Source organism: Arthrobacter sp. NicSoilC5 (assembly GCF_019977395.1).
Lineage (GTDB): Bacteria > Actinomycetota > Actinomycetes > Actinomycetales > Micrococcaceae > Arthrobacter.
This window is the reverse complement of the sequence record NZ_AP024660.1, coordinates 2,203,846-2,226,148: the sequence shown is the minus strand read 5'-3', so window position 1 is coordinate 2,226,148 and position 22,303 is coordinate 2,203,846. Positions and strand designations below refer to the sequence as shown.

The 22,303-nt window shown below is 68.0% G+C and carries 20 protein-coding genes and 1 pseudogene; 12 read left to right on the top strand and 9 right to left on the bottom strand.

What is annotated here, in order from left to right:
* Nucleotides 1-17: 17 nt before the first annotated feature.
* The 4 genes from LDO22_RS10435 to LDO22_RS10420 form a co-directional block, all read right to left on the bottom strand.
* Nucleotides 18-2,225, bottom strand: a complete 2,208-nt coding sequence (locus tag LDO22_RS10435) for an alpha-galactosidase (RefSeq protein ID WP_224027031.1) — start codon at nucleotides 2,223-2,225, stop codon at nucleotides 18-20.
* A 139-nt stretch (nucleotides 2,226-2,364) separates the two neighbouring features.
* Nucleotides 2,365-3,708 carry a sugar ABC transporter substrate-binding protein gene (locus LDO22_RS10430; RefSeq protein ID WP_224027030.1) on the bottom strand — a complete coding sequence of 448 codons (1,344 nt, stop codon included), beginning with the start codon at nucleotides 3,706-3,708 and terminating at the stop codon, nucleotides 2,365-2,367.
* A gap of 78 nt (nucleotides 3,709-3,786) precedes the next feature.
* On the bottom strand, nucleotides 3,787-4,710 hold the full coding sequence (locus LDO22_RS10425; RefSeq protein WP_224027029.1) for a carbohydrate ABC transporter permease: 924 nt from the start codon (nucleotides 4,708-4,710) through the stop codon (nucleotides 3,787-3,789).
* A 9-nt stretch (nucleotides 4,711-4,719) separates the two neighbouring features.
* On the bottom strand, nucleotides 4,720-5,652 hold the full coding sequence (locus tag LDO22_RS10420) for a sugar ABC transporter permease (protein WP_224027028.1): 933 nt from the start codon (nucleotides 5,650-5,652) through the stop codon (nucleotides 4,720-4,722).
* Between the two features lie 183 nt (nucleotides 5,653-5,835).
* On the opposite strand from LDO22_RS10420, the gene LDO22_RS10415 reads away from it, so the two are divergent.
* Nucleotides 5,836-7,038: a Gfo/Idh/MocA family oxidoreductase gene (locus LDO22_RS10415; RefSeq protein WP_224027027.1), complete on the top strand. Its 1,203-nt coding sequence runs from the start codon at nucleotides 5,836-5,838 to the stop codon at nucleotides 7,036-7,038.
* Nucleotides 7,039-7,052: 14 nt separating this feature from the next.
* Complete coding sequence (locus LDO22_RS10410) at nucleotides 7,053-8,075, top strand: LacI family DNA-binding transcriptional regulator (RefSeq protein ID WP_224027026.1); 1,023 nt, start codon at nucleotides 7,053-7,055, stop codon at nucleotides 8,073-8,075.
* On the opposite strand, the gene LDO22_RS10405 is transcribed toward LDO22_RS10410, so the two are convergent.
* Both LDO22_RS10405 and acs read right to left on the bottom strand, forming a co-directional pair.
* Nucleotides 8,072-8,848, bottom strand: coding sequence for a DeoR/GlpR family DNA-binding transcription regulator (locus tag LDO22_RS10405; RefSeq protein ID WP_224027025.1), 777 nt, complete (start codon nucleotides 8,846-8,848; stop codon nucleotides 8,072-8,074). The genes LDO22_RS10410 and LDO22_RS10405 overlap by 4 nt on opposite strands.
* A 95-nt stretch (nucleotides 8,849-8,943) precedes the next feature.
* Nucleotides 8,944-10,965 (bottom strand): acetate--CoA ligase, encoded by a 2,022-nt coding sequence (gene acs / locus LDO22_RS10400; protein ID WP_224027024.1) that lies wholly within the window; start codon nucleotides 10,963-10,965, stop codon nucleotides 8,944-8,946.
* A gap of 408 nt (nucleotides 10,966-11,373) precedes the next feature.
* On the opposite strand from acs, the gene LDO22_RS10395 reads away from it, so the two are divergent.
* The 3 genes from LDO22_RS10395 to LDO22_RS10385 are packed head-to-tail and all read left to right on the top strand — an operon-like array spanning nucleotide 11,374 to nucleotide 14,317.
* Nucleotides 11,374-12,804, top strand: a complete 1,431-nt coding sequence (locus LDO22_RS10395) for a hypothetical protein (RefSeq protein ID WP_224027023.1) — start codon at nucleotides 11,374-11,376, stop codon at nucleotides 12,802-12,804.
* Nucleotides 12,805-12,848: 44 nt separating this feature from the next.
* Nucleotides 12,849-13,643, top strand: coding sequence for an endonuclease III (nth, locus tag LDO22_RS10390; RefSeq protein WP_224027218.1), 795 nt, complete (start codon nucleotides 12,849-12,851; stop codon nucleotides 13,641-13,643).
* Nucleotides 13,640-14,317 carry a CoA pyrophosphatase gene (locus tag LDO22_RS10385; RefSeq protein ID WP_159630722.1) on the top strand — a complete coding sequence of 226 codons (678 nt, stop codon included), beginning with the start codon at nucleotides 13,640-13,642 and terminating at the stop codon, nucleotides 14,315-14,317. The genes nth and LDO22_RS10385 overlap by 4 nt, the downstream gene beginning before the upstream one ends.
* Before the next feature lie 3 nt (nucleotides 14,318-14,320).
* Here the strand turns inward: LDO22_RS10385 and LDO22_RS10380 are convergent, their stop codons facing one another.
* Nucleotides 14,321-14,509, bottom strand: a complete 189-nt coding sequence (locus LDO22_RS10380; RefSeq protein ID WP_159630724.1) for a DUF1508 domain-containing protein — start codon at nucleotides 14,507-14,509, stop codon at nucleotides 14,321-14,323.
* Between the two features lie 160 nt (nucleotides 14,510-14,669).
* A complete protein-coding gene (locus LDO22_RS10375; RefSeq protein ID WP_224027022.1) occupies nucleotides 14,670-16,406 on the bottom strand; it encodes a bifunctional 3'-5' exonuclease/DNA polymerase in 1,737 nt (578 codons plus the stop codon).
* Between the two features lie 282 nt (nucleotides 16,407-16,688).
* Between LDO22_RS10375 and ssd the strand changes: the two genes are divergently transcribed.
* The 4 genes from ssd to LDO22_RS10355 are packed head-to-tail and all read left to right on the top strand — an operon-like array spanning nucleotide 16,689 to nucleotide 20,426.
* The gene (ssd, locus tag LDO22_RS10370; protein ID WP_224027217.1) at nucleotides 16,689-17,729 is read left to right on the top strand and encodes a septum site-determining protein Ssd; all 1,041 of its coding nucleotides are present in this window, start codon (nucleotides 16,689-16,691) and stop codon (nucleotides 17,727-17,729) included.
* Nucleotides 17,726-19,024 (top strand): TadA family conjugal transfer-associated ATPase, encoded by a 1,299-nt coding sequence (locus LDO22_RS10365; RefSeq protein WP_224027021.1) that lies wholly within the window; start codon nucleotides 17,726-17,728, stop codon nucleotides 19,022-19,024. The genes ssd and LDO22_RS10365 overlap by 4 nt, the downstream gene beginning before the upstream one ends.
* On the top strand, nucleotides 19,021-19,812 hold the full coding sequence (locus tag LDO22_RS10360; protein WP_224027020.1) for a hypothetical protein: 792 nt from the start codon (nucleotides 19,021-19,023) through the stop codon (nucleotides 19,810-19,812). Before LDO22_RS10365 ends, LDO22_RS10360 begins: the two co-directional genes overlap by 4 nt.
* Nucleotides 19,813-19,817: 5 nt before the next feature.
* Nucleotides 19,818-20,426, top strand: coding sequence for a type II secretion system F family protein (locus LDO22_RS10355; protein ID WP_224027216.1), 609 nt, complete (start codon nucleotides 19,818-19,820; stop codon nucleotides 20,424-20,426).
* Nucleotides 20,427-20,772: 346 nt separating this feature from the next.
* Here the strand turns inward: LDO22_RS10355 and LDO22_RS10350 are convergent, their stop codons facing one another.
* The gene (locus LDO22_RS10350; protein WP_224027309.1) at nucleotides 20,773-21,126 is read right to left on the bottom strand and encodes a hypothetical protein; all 354 of its coding nucleotides are present in this window, start codon (nucleotides 21,124-21,126) and stop codon (nucleotides 20,773-20,775) included.
* Here LDO22_RS10350 and LDO22_RS10345 point away from each other — a divergent pair.
* The 3 genes and pseudogenes from LDO22_RS10345 to LDO22_RS10335 all read left to right on the top strand — a co-directional run.
* A pseudogene (locus tag LDO22_RS10345) lies at nucleotides 21,104-21,259 on the top strand (DUF4244 domain-containing protein); the annotation flags it as partial. The gene LDO22_RS10350 and the pseudogene LDO22_RS10345 sit on opposite strands and share 23 nt — an antisense overlap.
* Nucleotides 21,256-21,750 (top strand): TadE family type IV pilus minor pilin, encoded by a 495-nt coding sequence (locus tag LDO22_RS10340; RefSeq protein ID WP_308209027.1) that lies wholly within the window; start codon nucleotides 21,256-21,258, stop codon nucleotides 21,748-21,750. The pseudogene LDO22_RS10345 and the gene LDO22_RS10340, both read left to right, overlap by 4 nt.
* A complete protein-coding gene (locus LDO22_RS10335; RefSeq protein ID WP_346347085.1) occupies nucleotides 21,651-22,250 on the top strand; it encodes an Rv3654c family TadE-like protein in 600 nt (199 codons plus the stop codon). Before LDO22_RS10340 ends, LDO22_RS10335 begins: the two co-directional genes overlap by 100 nt.
* Nucleotides 22,251-22,303 lie beyond the last annotated feature (53 nt).

The following is a 22,303-nucleotide window of genomic DNA, read 5'->3' as shown; positions in this document are numbered from 1 at the left end:
GTACGCGGCAATGGATGTCAGAGGGCCGTGACCTTCAGCAGTACTGCGTGCTCCGGGTTGAGGATGGGCATGGGCAGCCCCACCTCTGCCAGGAACCTGCCGCTGGCCTCTGCGCCGCCGGACAGCCAGGCGGGCGGCTCGACCTGCGTGTACGTGTGGGCGTGGTCGGCGTCGTCCGTGGTGGGGAAGAGCGCTTCCACCCGGTAGCTGCGGCCGGCGTCGAGCCCCGGGATGCCGATGCGGCCCGGTGCCTCCGCTGCCGAGGTGCGCGTGCTGACCAGGGCGAACAGGCCCGCCGTCGTCCCTTCCTGGACTTCGATGCCGTCCCCGGCAGAACCGGCCACCACGCCGTGCAGGAGCAACGAGTCGTCGGTGAGGTCCGCATGGACCCGGCGGCCGCCGTGGATCAGGTCCCGGTGCTCCTTGTACAGGCCCACAATGCGCCGCAGCTCCTCGCGGTCCTTGCCCTGGACGCCCCGGATGTCCCACTCCATGCCGAAATGACCGAACAGTGCCGTGATGGCCCGGAAGGACAGGTCGTGGGTGCGGGCCGTGGTGTGCGAGGTGGTTGGGCCGATGTGGCTGCCCACCAATTCGGGCGGAACCACCGCACCGGTCCAGCGCTGGATGGTCTGCCGCTCCAGCGCGTCGTTGCAGTCGGAAGCCCAGATACGGTCGGTCCGCTCCAGGATGCCCAGGTCGACACGTCCGCCGCCGGAAGAGCAGCTCTCAATTTCCACGCCGGGATGGGCCTTCCGGAGCTCGTCAAACAGGCGGTACGCGGCCAGGGTCTGTGCGTGGACCGAGGGGCGGCCGGCGTGGCCGTGTTCGGCCAGGTCACGGTTCTGGTCCCACTTCAGGTAGCTGATGTTGTTCCCGGCCAGGAGCGCATCGATCCGGTCGAAGACGTACTGCCACGCCTCCGGGTTCACCAGGTCGATGACGTGCTGGTTGCGCCACTCCAGGGGCAGCCGGCCGCCGTCCTTGTGCGCGGCCGCGGAGGGGCCCACGATCCAGTCCGGGTGCGCCCGGGCCACGTCCGAGTCCAGGTTCACCATTTCCGGCTCGACCCACAGCCCGAACTCCATGCCACGCGAGGTGACCGCGTTGATCAGCGGGGCCAGTCCTTCCGGCCACACGGTCTCGTCGACGTACCAGTCGCCCAGCCCGGCGTGGTCGTCACGGCGGCCCCGGAACCAGCCGTCGTCAAGCACGAAGCGCTCCACGCCGAGGCCGGCCGCGGACTCCGCCAGTTCGATCAGGGTGTCCAGGTTGTGATCGAAGTAGACGGCCTCCCACGTGTTGAGCACCACGGGGCGCGGTTTGCCTGCGGGCAGGCCGGTGGACGCGGCGGGCAGCACGTGGTGGGGGCGGGAGCGGAACCAGCTGTAGAAGGCTTCGGTGATGCCGTCCAGGCCGCGGTCCGAGTAGGCGGCGAACAGTGCCGGGGTGGTGTAGCTGCCACCCGGTTCCAGGGTGACTTCCGCCGGGCCCAGCAGCTCCGAGCCGCCGATCATGGTCCGGCCGTCACCGATGGTGTCCGCGAACTGTTCGTGGTTGCCGCTCCAGGCCAGGTGCGTCGCCCAGACTTTGCCGTGCCGGTTGCCGAACCCCTGGGTGCCGGCGGCGAACAGCAGGGAGGAATCGTGGCCGGTGCGGCCGTGCCGTCCGGTCCGGACCCACGTGCCCTGCTGGATCCGGTGCCGCTGCGGGTGGCGTTCCCGGCACCAGCGCCCGGTCAGGTCCAGGAGTTCGACGGCGTCCGGTGCCACCGGGAGGACGGTGGCCAGTTCGTCCACCTGAAACGGGGTGGTGCCGTCATTGGTGACGGTGTGGCGCAGTTCCAGCAGGCCGCCGTCGTGAAGCTTAAGGGAGGAGGAGACACTGAGCCCGGCGTCGGCGTCGGCCTGCACGATGGTGGCGGCGGCACCCTCAGTGTTCACGGAGGTGACGCGGAGGCGGGACGAGAAGTCGAAGCCGGCGGCGCCGGCGGTGATTCGATGGCCGCGCAGGGCCGGCCGGCCCCGCCAGGCGGAAGCGGCCGAGGGGAGGAGGCCGGCGGGAACGTGGGCGTCAATGGAGGAGTGCCCCACCGGAGCGCCCAGGATGCCGAGGTGCGGCACGTCTGCTCCGAGGTCGGCGCCCCAGTGGATGACCTCGGCCTCCCCGCTGTCGAAGCTGACCAGCAGGCTGGTGCCGGCGGAACGGAGGTACAGGGGGTCCATAGGAAAATCTCTCTTCGTGATGATGCTGTGCGCTGAAAGTTAAAGGGTGGGGACAGGGTAGCCGGATGCTGCCGCCGGGAGGGGGACGGCGGCACCCGGCCGGGGTGGCTGCGACCACATACGCAGCCACGTGGAGGGGCTACTTGAACAGGGCGTTGACCTGGTCATTGGCCGCCGTGAGGGAGCTGGCCGGGGCCTTGCCCGTGACCACGGCGTCCATGGCCGGCTTCATGATGCCGTCAACCTTGGCTGCCTTGTCCGCAATGGGGAAGAGGAAAGTGGTGCCGTCCTTGACCTGCTGGCTGAACGGGGTGACGTCCACGCCCTTTGCCTTGAACGCCTCGACGGCCTTGTCTGCGGAGGACTTGATGGCGGGGAAGACGACGGCCTTGGCCGCGACCACGTCCTGGCAGGCAGTCGAACCCAGGTACTCGACCCACTTGGCGGCAGCTTCGGGCTTCTTGGTGCCGGCGTAGATGGAGTCAGCCAGCCCGTTGTACATGCTGGAGCGCTTGCCGTCCACACCCGTCGGGGTAGGGGCGATGCCGACCTTGATGTCCTTGTACCCGGTGTACTGGCCGATCATCCAGGAGCCGTTGGCGTTGATCACGGACTTGCCGGCCGCGAAGGTGTCCGCCATGCTGGCGCCCACTGTGGTCTCGAGCTTGGGCATGTAGCCCTTCTGCACCAGGCCTGCGAACCAGTCGATGCTCTGCTGGAACTTGGGGTCGTCATAGTTGAAGTGCTTGCCCCAGGGGTTCTTGTCAGTGTGCGTCCAGCCGGTGGTCCCGGTCAGGTAGCTCCATTCGGTCTGGCCCTGGCCGGAACCGGAGCCATTGAGGCCAAGACCGTAGACCGCCACGTTGTCCTTGTCGAAGCCGGGCTCATCGCCGCGCTTGCCGTTCTTGTCCACCGTCAGGTGGGCGATGGTCTTTTCGTACGTGCCGCCGTCCTGGGGGTTCCAGGTCAGGGTGGCCATCTGCTCCGGGGTGACGCCTGCGTCCGCTGCCAGCTTGGTGTTGTAGAACAGGCCGATGGTGTCCCAGTCCTTAGGCAGTCCGTAGCGCTTTCCGTCCTCTCCGACCCAGAGGTCCGCCAGCCCGGAGTTGTAGATCCCGGTGTCGATGTTGTCCTTCTTGACGGCGTCATCCAGGGCGAGGATCTGCTTGTTCTTGACGAACTCGGGGTACTTGGCCAGGTGGTCGGTGAAGACGTCCGGCGCGGTGCCTGCGACGAAGCCGTTGGTAAGGGTGCCCCAGTAGTCGTCCCAGCCGCGCTGGGTGACCTTGACGGTGATGTCCGGGTTGGCTTTGTGGAAGTCGTCGGCGCACTGCTTGTAGGCCGGGAGCTGGTTGGCGTCCCAGAGCCAGTAGTTGATCTCGCCCTTGCCGGCCTCGGCGGAGCCACCGCTTCCGCAGGCGGAGAGTGCCAGGACGGCGGCCGCGGCTGCAGCGAGGGAACCGAGTGCTTTCTTCTTGTTCATGAGGGTCCTTTCAGGGTGTGCTTCCGGGCGCGCCGCCATGGCGCGGCCGGGGTCAGGGAGCTGGGGAGCTGAGGGGTGTTACTTAATGCCGGAGAAGCCGATGGAGTTGACGATCTTCTTGCCGAAGGCGGCGAACAGGATCAGGACCGGAAGGGCCGAGACCAGGGTTGCCGCCATGAGGCCGGACCAGTCCGGTGCACCCTGGGGCGACTGGGACTTGAAGACGCCCAGGCCCACGGTGAGGACGCGGACGGATTCGTCCTGGCCCACCAGCAGGGGCCAGAAGTATTCATTCCACTGGCCGATGAATGTGAGCAGGGCAAGTGTGGCGAGCGGGGCTGCGGCGTTGGGCAGGATGATCTGGAAGAAGATCCGGAGGTGCTTGGCGCCGTCGAGCATTGCCGCTTCTTCGACTTCGCGGGACATGTTCAGGAAGAACTGGCGGAGGAAGAAGATGGCGAAGGGGGTCATGAAGATATAGGGCAGCACCAGGCCAACCATGGTGTTCAGCAGGCCCAGGTTCTTGATGAGCAGGAAGTTGGGCAGGGCCGTGAAGATCGGCGGGACCATCATGGTGGCCAGGAAGAGGCTGAACACGGCGTTCCGTCCCCGCCAGCGGAGCCGGGCGAACGCGTACGCCGCCATGGCGCTGAAGAACACGGCCCCGATGGTGGTGATGGAGGCGAACAGCACGGAGTTGCGGAGGTAGGACCAGAAGTCGATCTGGGCGCCGGAACCGCCGTCGGCCACGGCTTCCTCCGGGGACTGCAGGCCGAAGACGCGCTGGAACGCACCCAGGTTGAACTCGGCGGGGAGCAGGTTGGTGGCGTTGGAGGCCAGGGCCCCGTTGGTGGACAGCGCGGTCCGCAGGACCCAGTAGAACGGGAGGACGGAGACGGCGACGGCGATGGCGACGAGGACCCAGGCGCCGGCGCGGCGCCAGTTGAACGGGCGACGCCGGGCGGCCGGCCGGGCGGGGGCGGAGACTCTTGCGGTGGTCATGGGGCGTCCTTAGTCCAGGTCCGATTCATTGCCCTTGAGGAACTTCATTTGGATGAAGGCCACCAGGGCGAGGATGACGAAGAGGATGACGGCCAGGGCGGACCCGTAACCGAAGTCCGATTCCGTGAAGGCCTTTTGGTAGATGTAGAACTGCAGCACGCGGCTGGCGTTGACCGGTCCGCCCTGGGTGGTGACGGCGACGGTGTCGAAGACCTGGAAGGAACCGATGATGGTGACGATCAGGACCAGGGCCAGGACCGGGCGCAGCAGGGGCAGGGTGATCTTCCGGAACGTCTGCCATGGGGAGGCGCCGTCCAGGTTGGCAACCTCGTATACATGGTGCGGGATGGCCTGCAGGCCGGCGAAGATCAGCAGTGCGGTGTAGCCCATGTGCCGCCAGGTGTTGATCAGGGCCTGCGTGGGGATGGCCCATTCTTCGCTGCCGAAAAAAGCTACCTTGGGCATGCCCAGGGCATCGATGAAGTAGTTGACGATGCCGATCTGGTAGTCCAGCAGCCAGAACCACAGCAGTGCGGCGATCACGTTGGCCATCAGGTAGGGGAGGAGCAGGGTCCCCCGGATGAACGTTGATCTGGCGACCCGGTGCATCAGGAGGGCCAGGCCCAGGGCCAGCGCCGTCTGCAGGACGATGTTGATCAGGACGTACTGCGTGGTGACCGCGAGGGCGTTCCAGAAAAGGGGATCCTTGCCGATGGCCTCATAGTTGGCGGTCCCGATCCAGGTGGGATCCCCGAGGATGCTGTATTCGGTGAAGCTGAGGTAGATGCCGCGAAGCGTGGGCACCAGGTAAAAGGCGATAAATCCGATCATTGCGGGGGCGATGAAGAATAGTGCGGTCTTCAGGTCGCTTTGTCCCCGGCGCTTCAGTGGCCGGTGCACCGTGTTGGCTGCCGGGCTGGCGTTCCTGGTAAGGGTGGTCATCGTCGACCCTTTCGGCGAGTGTGATGGAAGTAACAAGCTGCGATGTAATCTACACGAGTAGATTTAGCTCGGCAATGCCTACGTCGAAATGTTTCTACACCAAGTATTTTCGCAATTCTATGGATATTGACTCGAGTAGATCCGAGTGAAACACTCGGACAAACCCCTATCGGAAGGCAAACAATGACGTTCTCCATCGGCATCGTGGGCGCAGGCCAGTTCGGCGGCCAGTTCGCGCACCTGTTCAACCTGCACCCCGGCATCAGCGCAGTCCACATGGTCGACCAGCTGCCCGCACGTGCGGAATCAGTGGCCGAACGCCTCGAACTCGCCGGTGTACTGCCGGACTTTGACGCGCTCCTGGCCTCTGACATCGATGCGGTGGCAATTTTCACGCAGCGCTGGACGCACGGTCCGCTGGTGGAACGCGCCCTCCGTGCAGGCAAGCACGTCTACTCTGCGGTCCCCATGGCAGTCTCAGAGGACGAAATCGAGCGCATCATTGAAGCAGTCCGGGAAACCGGCCTGGTCTACATGATGGGGGAGACCAGCTACTACAACCCGGCCACCGTCTATGCCCGCGAACAGCACGCGGCCGGCAGGTTCGGGCGGATCTTCTACTCCGAGGGTGACTACGTCCACGACATGGACCTTGGCTTCTATGACGCCTACCAGTACAGCGGCGGCGACCGGTGGAAAGAGACGGCCAGCTATCCGCCCATGCTCTACCCCACCCACGCCATCGGCGGTGTGCTCGGGGCAGTCCCGGCCCACGCCGTCAGCGTCAGCTGCGTGGGGGTCAGCGACCAGCGGAACGACGGCGTGTTCGACAAGGACGTCAGCATGTTCGGCAACGACTTCTCCAACGCCACGGCGCTTTTCGAACTGAATGACGGCGGCGTGATGCGCACCAACGAAATGCGCCGCGTCGGTTATCCGTCGCACATCCGAGAATCCCGGTTCCGGTTCTTCGGCACCGAGGCCAGTTTCGAACAGCTCGCCAAGGTCACCGTCTGGCAGGACAAGCAGGACGTCCACGACATGTCGGAGCAGATGGAAACCCGTCCCAGCATGTCCCTGGACGATCCGTCCCTGGCCCACGTGGCGCCGGAGCTTCGGGACGCGTTCGTGTCGGGACTCTCCCCGGTCCACGACGCGGGACGGCTGCCCGTGGAGTTCCAGGGAGCGCCCAACGGCCATGAGGGCAGCCATCATTTCCTGGTGGACGACTTCGTCACCGCGGTGAACAACCGGACACTGCCCCCGGTCAACGCCTGGGTGGCCGCACGTTTCACCCTCCCCGGGATCGTCGCCCACGAATCGGCCCGGCAGAACGGCGCCCGGCTGCCCATCCGCGACTTTGGCGATGCCCCGGCCGACTCGTAGCTAGCATGGAGACCATGACATCACCGGCAGTAAAGGCTCCCCGTGGCGGCCCTGTGACGCGCAAGGACGTTGCGCGCTATGCCGGCGTCAGCACCGCCGTCGTCAGCTACGTGGTCAATGGCGGCCCCAAGAAGGTGGCCCCGGCCACCGAAGCCAAGGTCCAGGACGCCATCCGCGTCCTGGGCTACCGGCCCAACGCCGCGGCGCGGGCGCTGAAGCTCGGTTCGAGCGAGACGCTGGGGCTTATCGTTCCGGACATCTCAAACCCGTTCTTCTCATTGTTCTCCCACGCGGTGGAGGATGCCGCCGCGGACCTGGGGTATGCGCTGGTGTTGAGCAACTCGGACGGGAACCTGGCCAAGGAGCGCCGCAATATCCGGAACCTCGCAGCCCGGCAGGTGGACGGCGTCCTGCTGGCGAGCGTCCTTTTCGAGCCCGATCTTGAGGCGCTGGAAACTGCGGACATCCCGTCCGTGCTGCTCAACCAGGAACGTGACGCCCCGGGCTTCAACAGCATCGGTGTGGACCTGGCGGCCGGAGCCAGGATCGCGGTGGAACACCTGATCAGCCATGGCCACATCAACATAGGCCTGGCCATGGGAACCAACGTCTCCGGGGAGACGGACGGCCGTGAGGTGGGCTGGCGGCAGGCGCTCCAGGAAGCAGGCCTGCCCGAGGGGCCTATTTCGTACAGTGCCTTCACCCGGCCTGGTGGTTACGTGGCCGGGCAGCGCCTTCTGGCATCAGTGAACCGGCCAACGGCCATCTTCGCCACATCCGATATGCAGGGGATAGGACTCCTGCGGGCCATCCATGAAGCGGGACTGTCAGTTCCGGGCGACATTGCCGTGGCCTCCTTCGACGGGTCGACCGACTCTGAATACTCCTGGCCGCCGCTGACCACAGTTGAGCAGCCGGTGGCGGTCATGGCCGCGGCAGCGGTGGCGGCGCTGGTAGGCGCCAGCCGCGGCGAGAAACCGCGGCACCGGATTTTCCCCACCAAACTGCACGTACGCCAGTCCTGCGGCTGCCCCTAGCCGGCCGGCGCCACCTCAGGGAGTCGCAGCCGGCCCACACGTTCACCAAGGACGCGCTGGGCCTCGGCGCTGAGCCCCGCATCACTGATGACCTCATCCACGTCATCGAGTGCTGCGATGGAGCTGATGCCCAACATGCCCCACTTGGTGTGGTCGGCAAGGACCACCGTCTTCCGTGCGGCTGCCACGAACGCACGGTCCGTCTCGGCTTCGAGCAGGTTTGGGGTGGTGAACCCGGCGTCTGCATCCATTCCGTGGACGCCCAGGAACAGGACGTCCAGGTGCAGTTGCTTGAGGGCCCCGGTGGCGATCGGGCCAACCAGGGCGTCCGACGGCGTGCGTTCGCCGCCTATCAGGATCACGGTGGACCCGCCGGGGTGGAAAAGATCGGCAATCCGCATCGAATTGGTCACCACGGTGATGCGCGGGCCGCCGGTCAATTCCCGGGCCAGCGCCCACGTGGTGGTGCCTGCGCTCAAGCCGACCGCCATGCCTTCCTGCACCAGCCCCGCAGCGGCTACGGCAATGGCACGCTTCTCCGCCGTCAACTGTGTGGATTTCAACTCGAAGCCGGGCTCATGGGCACTGGCGTCACCGGGAAGTTTCGCCCCACCGTGGATGCGCTCCAGTTTCCCGCCCTCTTCAAGCTGCTCAATGTCCCGCCGCACCGTCATCAGCGACACACCCAGCTGCGCGGCCAGGTCCGAAACCCGCACCACCCGCTCCCGCTGGACAGCATTCACAATGGCCTGGTGTCGGGCAGCTGCAAGCATGTGAGCGGGTTCCTTCATTGGTATTACAGGGTTGCTCCCAGCATACGGCGACGGCGCCACCCAGGCCGGGCAGCGCCGTCGCCAAACGGATACCGCTACTTCCGCAGCGACGCCGCGATCTGCTGCATGATGGTCGGGTCCGAGAGGGTGGTGGCGTCGCCCGGATCGCGGCCTTCCGCCACGTCCTTGAGGAGGCGGCGCATGATCTTGCCGGACCGGGTCTTGGGCAGTTCCGGGACCACCAGGATGTTCTTGGGCTTGGCGATCGGTCCGATTTCCCTGCCCACGTGGTTGCGCAGTTCCTGGACGGTGGCGTCACCGTTGTTGGCGGCGTCGCCACGGAGGATGACGAACGCCACCACGGCCTGGCCGGTGGTTTCGTCCGTGGCACCGACGACGGCGGCCTCCGCCACGGCCGGGTGGCTCACCAGGGCGGACTCGATCTCGGTGGTGGAGAGCCGGTGCCCCGAGACGTTCATGACGTCATCCACCCGGCCCAGCAGCCAGATGTCGCCGTCTTCGTCCCTCTTGGCACCGTCGCCTGCAAAGTACATGTTCTCGAACCGGGACCAGTAGGTGTCCTTGAAGCGCTCCGGATCACCCCAGATCCCGCGCAGCATGGACGGCCAGGGCTCCCGGATGACCAGGAAGCCGCCGTGCCCGTTCGGGACTGACTGGCCCATTTCGTCGACAACGTCCACGGCGATCCCGGGCAGCGGCACCTGCGCCGAGCCGGGCTTGGTGGCCGTGACCCCGGGAAGCGGGGCGATCATCTGCGCGCCGGTCTCGGTCTGCCACCAGGTATCGACGATGGGTGCCTTGTCGCCGCCGATGACCTTGCGGTACCACATCCAGGCTTCAGGGTTGATGGGTTCACCGACGGAGCCCAGCACGCGGAGCGAGGAGAGGTCGTACTTCGCCGGGATCTCCGAACCCCACTTCATGAAGGTCCGGATGGCGGTGGGCGCGGTGTAGAGGATGGAGACCTTGTACTTTTCCACGATCTCCCACCAGCGGCCCTGGTGCGGGGAGTCCGGGGTTCCTTCGTACATCACCTGGGTGGCGCCGTTGATGAGCGGCGCGTAGGCGACGTAGGAGTGTCCGGTGACCCAGCCGACGTCGGCCGTGCACCAGTAGACGTCCGTTTCCGGGTGGAGGTCGAAGACCGCCTTGTGGGTGTAGGCCGTCTGGGTGAGGTAGCCGCCGGTGGTGTGCAGGATGCCTTTCGGCTTACCCGTGGTGCCCGAGGTGTAGAGGATGTACAGCGGGTGTTCCGAATCGTGGCCCACCGCCGTGTGCTCGGCCGTTGCCGTGCCCACGGTGTCAGCCCACCAGTGGTCGCGGCCTTCCGTCCAGTCCACGTCCTGGCCGTTGCGCTTGACCACCACCACGTTCTGCACGGTGTGGCCGTCGTGGGCCAGGGCGTCATCGACGGCGGCCTTGAGCGGGCTGGGCTTGCCGCGCCGGTAGGTGCCGTCCGCCGTGACCACGAGCTTGGCCTCGGCGTCGTCAATCCGCGAACGCAGTGCTTCGGCGGAGAAACCGCCGAACACCACGGAGTGGACCGCGCCGATCCGGGCGCAGGCCAGCAGCGTAATGACGGCCTCGGGGATCATGGGCAGGTACACGGCCACGCGGTCACCCTTGGCCACGCCCAGGGACTCGAAGGCGTTGGCCGCCTTTTTCACCTCTTCGGTCAGCTGCGCGTAGGTGTAGGTCCGCGTGTCGCCGGGTTCGCCCTCGAAGTAGATGGCCACACGGTCACCGTTGCCGGCTTCGACGTGGCGGTCCAGGGCGTTGTAGGCGGCGTTGAGTTCACCGCCCACAAACCACTTGGCGAAGGGCGGATTGGACCAGTCCAGCGCCTGGGTGAAGTCCTTGCTCCAGGTCAGCAGTTCCCGGGCCTTCTTTGCCCAGAACGCCGGCCGGTCGGCATCCGCTTCCCCGTACTCGGCGGCGGTGACAACGGCGTTGGCCGCGAATTCCGGGGAGGGCGGGAAGGCCCGGGTCTCATGCAGCAGGTTCGCAAAAGCATCGCCCTGGTGGCCTTGCTGACCTGCCGGCTGGGCGGAAGCGGAGGGAACGGTGGCCGTGGAGCTGGGAGTGTCCTGGGACATGTGAACCTCATCATTCATCGATCTTTGCCGCGCGGGACACCGGCACGGCAGGGCCCTCCGTGTGGCACGGCATTGGGCTCCAGCCGGGCGGGCGTACCGCAAAGAGCTGTTCCGCAACCTAGCCTAATGCTTGCCGCTCGCCCTCTGTGCTCCCCGTCACACGTGCGGCCATGAGCGGCATTTTTTAAGCGGTGAATGGTGTCTTCATTACTCCTCCCGGGGCCACGGAGGCCTGCTCCAGCTAGTGATCAGCCAGGCTGTTGACTAGGCTGAGATGGAATTGTGACTTCATTTCGGACCGCTCCGCCCAGGCGCAAACAGTGCCTGGACGGGCCCGGTCCGCATGTCAAGACGGCACGGTTTTCGGGTCCGGACCGGGCCCGGTGCCGCCACGCTAAGGAGAGCAGAATGAACCAGCAGAGCTTCGGCCAGCGAACGGCCCCGGACACCGAGCCGGGGCCCGGAGGCTCCGGATCCGCCGCTGTGGGACCAGGTCACCCGACGGCCGCCGGCGGCGCCGCCAAGGGACAGGCTGCAGGGCGCAACGCTGCCTCCGGAAAGATCGACCCCAACGCCAACCATGCCGTCCTCGGTCCGTTCACTGTGCGGGACCTGGCCGTTTTCGCCGGGACGTTGATCCTGTTTGTCGCGTCCCTGCTGCCCCTTTTCGGTGCCAGGTACAACCTGTGGAACCTGAACAACCTGTTCTTCCTGGGACTGGGCATCATTCTGCCGCTGATCGCCAGTGCCCTGTTCGCCGCCCGCCGGCTGGCCCCTGCCACCCGGATCCGCGTGGGTTCGCTCTCCATCGACCAGTTCGCCTCCGTGGTGGCTTCCTTTGCCGTCGCCTTCTTCTTCCTGTCGGTGGCCTCCGGATACGGGACCACACTGCTGGTGGGCCTGATCGGCTCCCTGATCCTGTTCACTGCCACGGTGCTGGGCCGTTTCGTGCCCTATCTGTCCGGTGACTTCAAGGACCGGCCCGAGATGCCGGCGCATGTCGTGGCCCGCGAAGCCGCGGTCCCGACCCGGAAGCCGCGGGCCCCTAAAGCGGCCAAACCGGAGACCGGCGCCAACCAGTCCAAGGGCGGCTTCAAGGGCGCCGGCATCTTCGGGGGTGCCGGCGCCGGCTCCTCCGCTGTCCAGCCGGGATCTGCCGGCCACAGCCCTGAGCCCGTCCGTTCCGCGCAGCCGCCCGCTACCGCTGCCGTACCGGTGGCTGCCGCCGGGACATCAAACGCGGGAACCGCCGGAGCTGCAGCTGCAGGAGCCGGTGCCGCGGCCGCCGCTTCCGGTGCCCACGGGCCTGCCGCGTCCGCGTCGTCGCCGTCCGCGCCCGCCCCCGAAACGTCGGAACGGACCCCTGAAGTGGACGCCGGGCCGCCCACCCAGGCAGCCGACGTCGCCCGCCCTGCCCCCGCGGTGGACGCCGGCCCGCCCACCCAGGCAGCCGACGTCGTCCGCCCTGCTTCTGCTCCCGTTGCGGAGGAGACCCAGCACGGGGATGTCCCCGCAGCCCATGCCCCCCAGGCGGCGTGGGAGCCGCCGGCTGCCACCGCCGTTCACCAGCAGGTCCGCGCCGAGCAGCCCATCGGGGCAACGGTGGACCCGGCAAGCCGCCACGACGAGATGGACGGGCAGCCGATCCACGAGGCCTTTTGGTTTGCCGTTGCCCAGCACCGCACCGCCTTCGACCCCCGCACCGGTGCCCCCGCGTTCGTGATTGAACCCGGCGGCTGGGTGCTGGCACTTGAGGACCGCGGCCACGAATTCCTGGTCCAGCACACCGATGGACGGCTGGGCGTGCTGCGCGACCTCAGCAACATCGAGCGCGGCTGACGCCGGTGGCCGGGGCCCGCACCAAGACCGGCCAGGCCGCAGGGATGCCCGTGGTCTCGTCCGAATCCGTCCTGGCGCTGAAGCGGAGGGCGCGGCGCATCCACAAGGCCCTGGCCGAGAAATACCCGTACGCCCACGCGGAACTGGATTTCCGCAATCCGTTCGAACTGCTCGTGGCCACCGTCCTGTCCGCCCAGACCACCGACGTGACGGTCAACCAGGTCACCAAAGTACTGTTCGCGCGGTGGCCCAATGCCCGCGCCCTGGCGGAGGCGGACCCCACGGAGCTTGAGGCCATCCTCAAGCCCACCGGGTTCTTCCGTGCCAAGGCGAAGAACGTCCAGGCACTGTGCACGCGGCTGGTGGACGACTTTGACGGCGAGGTGCCCGGGCGGATGGAGGAAATGGTCACGTTGCCCGGCGTGGGCCGCAAAACCGCCAACGTGGTGCTCGCCAACGCCTTCGGCGTTCCGGGCATCTCCGTTGACACGCACTTCGCCCGGCTCGCCAAGCGGTTCGGCTGGACCCAGTCAGAGGATCCCGTCCAGATTGAACAGGACGTGGCGGAGCTGTTCGAGCGCAGGGACTGGACCATGCTGTCCCACCGGGTGATCTTCCATGGCCGCCGGGTCTGCCACGCCAGGAAACCCGCCTGCGGCGCCTGTCCGGTGGCCAACTGGTGCCCCAGCTACGGTCTGGGCGAGACCGACCCCGTCAAGGCGGCCAAGCTCCTCAAATACGAACTTGCCCCCGGCAGCGAGGCATTGCTGGAGCAGTACCTGGCAGAACAGCACCGGGCCGCAGAGATCCGGATGGCTTCCCAGAAGAGGACCCCGTGAGCGCCCGCGAAGACCTCGCCGGGCTGGTCCGGCGGGCCAAAACCGGAACGGCCGGCCCTCCTGATCCGCGCTGGGCGGCCCTGACCGTCGACGCGGCACGCGCCCGCAGGGCCGCGGTGCTGATGCTCTTTGGCGTTCTTGACGACGTCCCGGCCGCGTCCGGCAAGCCACTTGCGCCGGCCGACCTGGACGTCCTGCTCCTGGAACGCGCCCACACCCTGGGTTCCCATCCCGGCCAGGTGGCCTTTCCCGGCGGCGGCATCGACAGGGACGAAACCCCGGTGGAGGCCGCGCTCCGGGAAGCCGAGGAGGAGACCGGGCTGGATTCCAGCGGCGTGGAAGTGCTGGGCACGCTCCAGGAGCTGGGGTTGGCGCACAGCAACTTCCTGGTGACGCCCGTGCTGGGGTGGTGGCAGGCACCCTCGCCGGTCCGGGTGGTGGACTATGGTGAATCCGCCCAGGTGTTCCGCGTCCCGGTGCGGGACCTGCTGGACCCGGACAACCGGGTCATGGCCACCGTCCACCGGGCAGGGCGGACGTTCGACAGCCCAGCGTTCACGGTGAACGGCGTGGTGGTGTGGGGCTTCACCGGCATTGTGCTCAGTGGCCTCTTCGACCAGCTCGGCTGGTCGGTTCCGTGGGACCGGAACCGGCTGCATCCGATCGGGGTCTAAACCTCAGGCCTGCTGGCGCAAATCCACCACGATGCCGGTGGCGGCGTTCTCGCGCATGGCCTTGATGCCGTCACGGAGCATGGTCAGGGACTTGAAGGTTGGCGAAACCGCAACGGTGTTGCCCTCGGAGTCGGTGAGCCGCAGCCGGTACGACTCGTCGCCTGTGCGGTGTATTTCAAATCTTCCCGCCATGGACGGGGACCTCCCTGGTATGCGTCGTTGCATCAGCGTGTGGACCGGTCTGTTTCAGCCACCGCCTCCGACTGTAACCTCCGCCACCCTGCCCGTCGAGCTACTGCCGGGTAGGTTACCTTGCATCTCATGGGCAGGTATCCGGCGCCCGCCAGGACCGCTATTTGGCGAGGTTGTAGGAGTCGACGACGGCGAGGCTCACCGGGAACTCCACCGGGATCCGCCCGAACAATAGCTCCTTTGCCGCCACGGCCGATTCCTCGATGGCGGCGATGCAGGCGTCAACCCTTTCCGCGGGCGCATGCACCATCACCTCATCGTGCAGGAAGAAGACCAACTCGGCCCGGACCGTCCCGCCGCTGCCGCCGGTGCCCGCTGTCCGAAGGGTGCGCAGCCGCCGTCGTAATTCCGCGAGCCAGCACGCCGCCCAGTCCGCCGCGGAGCCCTGGACCACGAAGTTCCGGGTGAAACGCCCCCGGGACCGGGCTATGGACTCTGCGCGCCGCTGCTCTTCGGCGGTGGTGGAGCGCTGGCTCAGGAACCACCGCTCCGAGGGCGGCGGGCTGCTGCGGCCCAGCCGCGTGGTCACCGTTCCGCCGGCTTCACCCGCCCGCGCCGCACGCTCCACAAAGTCGACGGCGCGCGGATAGGTGCGCGCCAACTGCGGCATCAGCCGCCCGGCCTCGCCGGAGGTGGCGCCGTACATCGCGCCCAGCAACGCCATCTTCGCTTTGGCCCGGTCCCCGCCGAAGCCCTTGGCGGCGATGCCGGCATACAGGTCCTGGTCCCGGGCGGCCTCAGCCATGGAGGAGTCCTGCGCGAGGGCCACCAGGACGCGCGGTTCCAGCTGCGAGGCGTCGGCCACGATCAGTTTGTGGCCCGGGTCTGCATGGACCGCTCCGCGGACCTGGCGCGGGATCTGCAGTGCGCCACCGCCCCGGGACGCCCAGCGCCCGGAAACGACTCCACCCACCACATACTCGGGGCGGAACCTGCCACCGTCCACCCAGGCGTCCAGCCATGACCAGCCGTTGGCCGTGTGGAGGCGGGAGAGCTTCTTGTATTCCAGCAGCGGCTCGATGACAGGGTGGCTGGACTCCCTGAGCTCCCACTTCCGGGTGCTCTTCACCTCGATGCCGTTGCGGTGCAGGGCCCGCATCAGGTCCTGCGGCGAGTCGGGGTTGAGCCCCGGGGAGTTGAGCAGGGTACGCAGTTCCGCAGCAAGCGCCTCGAGTCTTTGCGGACGCTGTCCGGCGGGCGGGCGGGGCCCCAGGTGGTCAACCAGGATCTGTTCGTGCAGGTCCTCCCGCCACGGAACGCCCGCGTGCTGCATCTCGGCAGCAACCATGGCGGCTGCCGACTCCGCCGCGAGCAGCAGCTGGAGGCGGTGCCGGCGGTTTTCCTCCATCCCCACGCCGGCCAGGGCGGCCTGCTGGGCCGCGTATTCGGCGCGGAGGTCCTCAAGTCCCCACCCCGGGGCCGGTCCGGCACCCGGATCGTCGAACAGCGCTCCCTGGTCCGCCGGGGGACGCGGCGGCAGCAGAGCCTTCGGCGGGAGCATGGGATCCTCCACCGGGACCCTGTCGGTATTCCTGGCGTAATCGGTATGGGCGCTGAACTGCGAGAAGGCCAGGATGTTGCCGCAGAGGGTGACGTCGTAGCAGCGCTCCACCTCCACACCGGAGGCGAGCAGCGCGGGGTACCAGTCCTGCGTCCGGTGCCAGATCCACCGGGGCGGCTGTCCTCCGGGGCGCCGGGCTTCCAGTTCACGGACGACGGCGGCAAGCTCGCCGGGTGCCACCAGCCGGGGCCCGGGGTTGGCCGGTTGAGGGTCGCCTGCCTGTGTCAGTTCCTGCAGTGCCGCACCGCGGGGGTGGGCGGCAAGCAGCAGGTACATGTTCCCATTGTGCCCTGCCGGGAGTGGTGGCCCTGTTTGTCCACATAGGGGAGGTGCCCCCTTAACGGGCTTTGGTTGCCGCGGCAGAGTGGCTGCATGAGCAGGCACCAGCTGAATGCACCGCACCCCGCGCCGGGGCAGGCCACGGATTCCTTCCGGCGGCCACCAGGCCGGAGATCACCCTCCCGTGCTGCGTTGCCGGACAACCCGGCGTCCGGCGCCGCCTGGCTGCCGGACGGTTCACCGCCGGGCGGTTCAGCACCGGGCGGTGCGGGCGGGGTGCTGCTGGTTACCTCCTCGGGGGTTCTCCGCGCCGAAGTGGAGCGCATTGTGGCAGCCGCCGGAGCCCAGCTGCGCGTCGTTCCGGATGCAGTGGAGGGCGGACGGTACTGGGACGCTGCATCGGCCGTCCTGGTGGGCAGCGATGTGCGGGAGCTGCCACCACGGCGGCGCACCCCTGCCGTCATGGTGGGCCTCGACGGCGAAGGGGACAGCCTCTGGCACCTCGCCGCCGCCCTGGGCGCCGAACGCGTTGCCGTGCTGCCCGATGCCGCTGCCTGGCTGGCGGACCATCTGAGCCGGTCACGCTCGCCGGGACCCGGCGGCCTGGTCCTTGGCATCACGGGCGGTTGCGGCGGGGCGGGGGCAACCACCGCCGCCATTTGGATAGCCCAGGCCGCGGCAGGGCTGGGGGTACGCGTCCTGCTGTTTGACGGGGACCCCTGGGGCGGTGGCCTGGAACTGGCGCTCGCTGCCGAGGACAACCCCGGACTGCGCTGGCCGGACCTCGCGGAGGCAAGGGGCAGCATTGATCCCCTGCAGCTCTCCGACTCCCTGCCCGTGGCCGGAGGTTTTTCCTTCCTGTCCTGGCCTGCCACCCGGGAGCAGCCGGTCCGTGTCCCTGCTGCCGCCGCAGCGGGTGTGCTCGATGCTGCCCGCCGTGGTTTTGAGCTGGTCGTTGTGGATGTGGGAAGGGCCGCGGAGCCGCTCCATACGGTGGCCGGGGACTGTGACCGGATCATGGTGGTGGTGCCGGCGCAGCTGAAGGCCGCGGTCGCAACGGTGCGCCTCCTGCAGGAACTTCCGCCCGTGGAGGCTGCCTTGCTAGTGCGGGGCCGGCCAGGCGCTGCGCTGGACAGTTCCCTGATTGCTGACGCCGTAGGGTTGCCCGTGCAGGGCCGCATCCCCGAACTGCGGGCCGTCCCGGTAGCCATGGAAGCGGGGCGCCTGCTGGACTTTGGGAAGCGGCGGAGCATCCGCCATTTCGGCGCCACGGTGCTCGATTGGCTCGGCGAGGACCTGCAGGCGGGGGATGTGGCATGAGGCGGCCGTCGGGTACACCTTCAGCTCCCGATACGGGCAGCGCTGCAGGGTCCGGGGGCCTGGGTGCACGGCGCAGTGCCCGGATCCTTGAAGCGAACCAGGCCGTCCGCCAGGCGCGGGCCGGTGAGGCAGCCGGTACTGGCCGGGCCGTTGATTCCGGGCTGCTGGAATCCGTCCGTGAGTCGATGATGGCCGAGGCTGGAGCGGTAACACCGTCGCGCGTCGCTGCTGCTGTCCAGGCCACGGGCAAGCTGTTGGGCACCGCCGGAGCGCTTGCCGCGGTGGAACGGATCAGTGCCGAACTCAACGGACTGGGACCGCTGCAGGAGCTCACCAGGGATCCTGCCGTCACAGACATTTTCGTTAACGCTCCCGATTCCGTGTGGGTGGACCGTGGCAGGGGCATCGAGCGCGTACCTGTCGTGTTCGATGGCGAGGCCCAACTGCGCGCGCTGGCCTGCCGGCTGGTGGCTGCAGGCGGGCGCCGCCTGGATGACGGGTCGCCCTGCGTCGATGTCAGGCTTGCCGGCGGCTACCGTGTTCACGCCGTGTTGCCGCCGGTGTCCACGTCCGGGACGCTGCTGAGCGTCCGGATTCGCAGGGAGAGGGTTTTCAGCATGGCGGAGCTGCGCGCGGGCGGCATGTTCGGCCAGCGCGTGCAGACGGTGCTGGAGAGGATAGTGGAGAGGAAGCTGAGTTTCCTGGTCAGCGGTGCCACGGGTTCCGGTAAGACCACGCTGCTGTCCACCCTGCTGGGCCTTTGTTCCGCGAAAGAGCGGCTGGTCCTGATCGAGGATGCGGCCGAACTCAACCCTGTCCACCCCCATGTGGTGGCCCTCGAATCACGCCACGGGAATCTTGAAGGTGGCGGCGCCGTGGACTTGGGGGAGCTGGTTCGCCAGGCGCTTCGCATGCGTCCGGACAGGCTGGTGGTGGGGGAGTGCCGGGGTGCTGAAGTCCGTGAGCTCCTGACGGCGATGAATACCGGGCACAGTGGCGGTGGCGGAACCATCCACGCGAACACGGCAGCCGCGGTCCCGGCCAGGCTCAACGCCCTCGGCGCGCTCGCCGGGCTCGGCCCGGAGGCCGTGCGGCTTCAGGCCGCCAGCGCCCTCGACGTTGTCATCCATGTCGGAAGGACCCCGAAGGGCCGGGAAGTCCTGTGCGTTGGACTCATCGCCGATGGCCCGGCAGGACTGGCCGTGGTGCCGGCCATTAAGGAGTCAGGTATCACGGGTCCGGCGTGGCCGGCGCTGGCGGCCCGGTTGGGGATGGATCCCGGGGCAACCCTGTGACGGTCCTGTTCATCGTGCTTCTTTGCAGTGCCATGCTGCTGCTCCTCAAACCGCCCCTGGACGCGGCTTCCCGGCTGCGCACGGCAACCGGCAAGAGGAAGAACACGCAGGGGATAAAGAGAGTCCTGGTACGGCCGTGGGGCAACGCTGCCGGCAGGAGCGCGGCACGGAGGCGGGGACCGGGCCTGACCCTGGTGGTGCAGCAACTGGCGGCACTGCTCCAGGGCGGACGGACGCCGGGGCGGTTGTGGGACGAGCTGTGGACGGTTTACGGCGATGGCGGAAACGGGCAGCGGCTTCAAGAGCGTGCACCCGTTTCCGGGGCGATGCTGTCAGAGGGATCAGCTGCGGTTCTGTCATCCGCGCGTGCTGCCGCCGCGACCGGAGCTCCCGTTTCGGAATCCATCCGGCGCGCGGTTTCCACAGCGTTCCAGCCCCGGGACAGGGAGGCCAGGACCTGGCTGGAGCTGGCCGCCTGCTTTGACATTGCGGAGGCCAGCGGGTGTCCGCTCGCCGACGTACTGACCCGGTTCGCGGCCCAACTGGAAGCGGAGGATGACGCAGATGCGGCCCGGCAGACGGCGCTCGCAGGGCCCAAAGCCACCGTTCGGCTCCTGACCTGGCTCCCCTTGATGGGTCTTGGACTTGGTGCCGCCCTCGGCGTGGATCCCCTCGCTACCCTCTTGGGAACACCCCTGGGACTGGCCGCCTTGTTCGGCGGGGTGGTCCTCACCGTGACGGGAAGGGCATGGTCTGCCCGGCTGGTTTCGGCGGCGGCAGGGGCATGAGTGCCATGACCCAGGGGTGGGCTCCAGGCCTGGCATTGTTCCTGCTGCTCGCGGCCAGCGCCTGGCTTGCCTGTTCCAGCCACGCCAGGCCGCGCCAACGGCTGCGCCTCCTGCTTCCTGCCGCTGCAGGGGCACAACCGACGGCAGCCACCAAAGGGGCGCCAGCGAGTTCCGGCAGCGGGCTGAAGGATCCGGCCATGATGCTGGAGCTGGTGGCGGCCATGCTCGATGCCGGCGCCGGCATTGGCCGGGCGCTTGACCTGGTGGCTGCTTCGGCTGCCCCGCAGTACCGGGAATCCCTGCGGCCCGTGGTCTCGGCGCTGGCCATTGGCGCCGACTGGGAGACGGCATGGCGCAGCTCCGCAATACAGCTGCCCGAAGTCCTGGAGTTGCGGGACGCGCTGGGCTTCGCCGCACTCACGGGCGCGCCGTCGTCAGCGATTCTTTACGCCCAGGCTGCAAGGCTCCGCCGGGAGCGGTTTCGGGCTGCGGAGAAGCGGGCCGCTTCGCTCGGGGTGAAGCTGGTCGTTCCCCTGGGCCTGTGCTCACTCCCGGCCTTCATCTGCCTTGGTGTCGTTCCGGTGCTGCTGGCCCTGGTACCGTCCGGTTCCTAAGCGGCTGTCTCCTCGGAATCCGGCTCGTCGCAATCCGGCTCCTCGCTGGCTCCGCCGCTCCCGGGCCCCGGGCCCCGGTTCCCGCTTCCCGGCCTATTCCGCCGCTTCCGGTTCCCGGTTCCCGGTCTGTCCCGGTGCCCCTGGTTCCTGGTTCCCAGCCTGTCCCGCCGCCCCCGGTCGCGCTGTCCGTCCCCTCCTCCACAGCGCTGGAGCAGCCCCGCTTTTCCACTTAGCCCACACCCTCCCTTACCCGCAACAACCCCGCCGGGAAGAGTCAAGACAGCCGGGAAAACCACCGGCACCCATGGAAAGGAAACCAGATGTCCACCAACCACTACCGCCGCAATTACTCCGCCGGAATGTCCGCACCCGCTGCTTCCAGGCAGATGGCCACCGCTCCCAGGCAGATGGCCACCGCTCCCAGGCCGATGGCCACCGCTCCCAGGCCGATGGCCATGGGGCCGGCCCGCAGCCGTGGCAACGCGGTCGGGACGCAATACACATCCCGTGCCACATCCCGTGCCCTTGCTTCCAACACAACTGTCAGTCGCGCACTCGTTCCGCAGGCACCGGCCTCAGGTACGTCCTTTCCAGCGGCGTCCTTCCCGCCGCCCGGCAACGTGGTGGAGCTGTACCCGGCTGCGGGCCGCACCCCCAGGATGCGGCGCAGCGTAGGGTTGCTGGGCTCGGAAGCCGGCATGGCAACAGCCGAATACGCCATTGCCACCCTGGCCGCGGTGGGTTTTGCCGGGCTGCTCGTGTTCATCCTCCGCAGCGATGAAGTGCGTGGTTTCCTGCTGAACCTCATCCGCACCGCCCTGGCGCTGCCGTGACGCGTCCGGCAGGACTGTTGACGTCCCGGAAGACTCTTGAAGCGGTGACCGGCGGTGTGGGCTCCAGCTACGGTCACCAGGAACAGGCAGGCAAGACGGGCGACGCCCGCGGCACCGTAACGGCAGAGTTCGCCGTGGCATTGCCGGCCGTGCTGGCACTCCTGGCCATGTTGCTCGCCGGAGCCGCCGCGGGCATGACTCAGCTGCGTATTGAAGAGGGAGCCCGGGCCGGCGCCAGGGCCGTGGCCAGGGGCGATGACCCCGCAGCCGTGGAACGGACCGTCAGGATGCTCGCCGGCAGTTCGGCGTCCGCGACAGTTGCCGCCGACGGTGGCTGGTTCAGGGTCACGGTCACTGACCGGGTGCCCGGACCCCTGGGAACTTCCATCCCATGGACCCTTACCGCCCGTGCCTCAACACGCAGCGAGACTGCGGGGACCGGCGCCGCCGGCAGCGGCGACGGATCGGGCGATGCCGGGGGCGTCAGGTGATGGGTGACCACGGGCGGCGACACCCCACGATTGGGACCGGCCATCCCTGTGCTGGGTCCGGTCGTGCTGCACCCGGGCGCCGGCACGCCACAAGACGCCGGTACGCCCGGGGAGGGCGGCGGAATTTTGGTCCCGGTCAGAGTCCACAAGGCGCCACAGATGGCCGCGAACGTGGGTCGGGAACGGTCCTGGCCGCGGGGCTGGCGCTGGTGGTCATGACGGCCATGGCCGTCATGCTGCTGCTGGCCCAGTCAGCCGTGCTCGCGAGCAGGGCGGCAGCAGCAGCGGACCTGGCAGCTCTCGCCGCGGCGGATGCCCTCCGCGGCATCACCACGGGGGATCCCTGCGCGGTGGCCGTTGAGGTGGCGGCGCGGCACTCCGCCACGGTCCTCAGCTGCTCAGCGGGCCCGGGACAGACGATTGAGGTGTGCACTGAGCTCGGGGAGCGCGCACTGCTGGGTGCCGCGACGGGACGGGCCCGGGCAGGACCTCCGCCGTAGGGCCAGGGAATCGGGGGAGATGGGTCATCGAAGGGCACGTCTCCGGGCGGGGA

Coding starts and splice junctions, on each gene's coding strand:
- LDO22_RS10410 (WP_224027026.1), top strand. CDS start 7,053: ATGACATCACCGGCAGTAAAGGCTCCCCGTGGCGGCCCTGTGACGCGC.
- LDO22_RS10415 (WP_224027027.1), top strand. CDS start 5,836: ATGACGTTCTCCATCGGCATCGTGGGCGCAGGCCAGTTCGGCGGCCAG.
- LDO22_RS10375 (WP_224027022.1), bottom strand. CDS start 16,406: ATGTACCTGCTGCTTGCCGCCCACCCCCGCGGTGCGGCACTGCAGGAA.
- LDO22_RS10405 (WP_224027025.1), bottom strand. CDS start 8,848: ATGCTTGCAGCTGCCCGACACCAGGCCATTGTGAATGCTGTCCAGCGG.
- LDO22_RS10335 (WP_346347085.1), top strand. CDS start 21,651: ATGGACCCTTACCGCCCGTGCCTCAACACGCAGCGAGACTGCGGGGAC.
- LDO22_RS10430 (WP_224027030.1), bottom strand. CDS start 3,708: ATGAACAAGAAGAAAGCACTCGGTTCCCTCGCTGCAGCCGCGGCCGCC.
- acs (WP_224027024.1), bottom strand. CDS start 10,965: ATGTCCCAGGACACTCCCAGCTCCACGGCCACCGTTCCCTCCGCTTCC.
- LDO22_RS10425 (WP_224027029.1), bottom strand. CDS start 4,710: ATGACCACCGCAAGAGTCTCCGCCCCCGCCCGGCCGGCCGCCCGGCGT.
- LDO22_RS10420 (WP_224027028.1), bottom strand. CDS start 5,652: ATGACCACCCTTACCAGGAACGCCAGCCCGGCAGCCAACACGGTGCAC.
- LDO22_RS10395 (WP_224027023.1), top strand. CDS start 11,374: ATGAACCAGCAGAGCTTCGGCCAGCGAACGGCCCCGGACACCGAGCCG.
- LDO22_RS10435 (WP_224027031.1), bottom strand. CDS start 2,225: ATGGACCCCCTGTACCTCCGTTCCGCCGGCACCAGCCTGCTGGTCAGC.
- LDO22_RS10355 (WP_224027216.1), top strand. CDS start 19,818: ATGACCCAGGGGTGGGCTCCAGGCCTGGCATTGTTCCTGCTGCTCGCG.
- LDO22_RS10380 (WP_159630724.1), bottom strand. CDS start 14,509: ATGGCGGGAAGATTTGAAATACACCGCACAGGCGACGAGTCGTACCGG.
- LDO22_RS10365 (WP_224027021.1), top strand. CDS start 17,726: ATGAGGCGGCCGTCGGGTACACCTTCAGCTCCCGATACGGGCAGCGCT.
- LDO22_RS10350 (WP_224027309.1), bottom strand. CDS start 21,126: ATGCCGGCTTCCGAGCCCAGCAACCCTACGCTGCGCCGCATCCTGGGG.
- nth (WP_224027218.1), top strand. CDS start 12,849: ATGCCCGTGGTCTCGTCCGAATCCGTCCTGGCGCTGAAGCGGAGGGCG.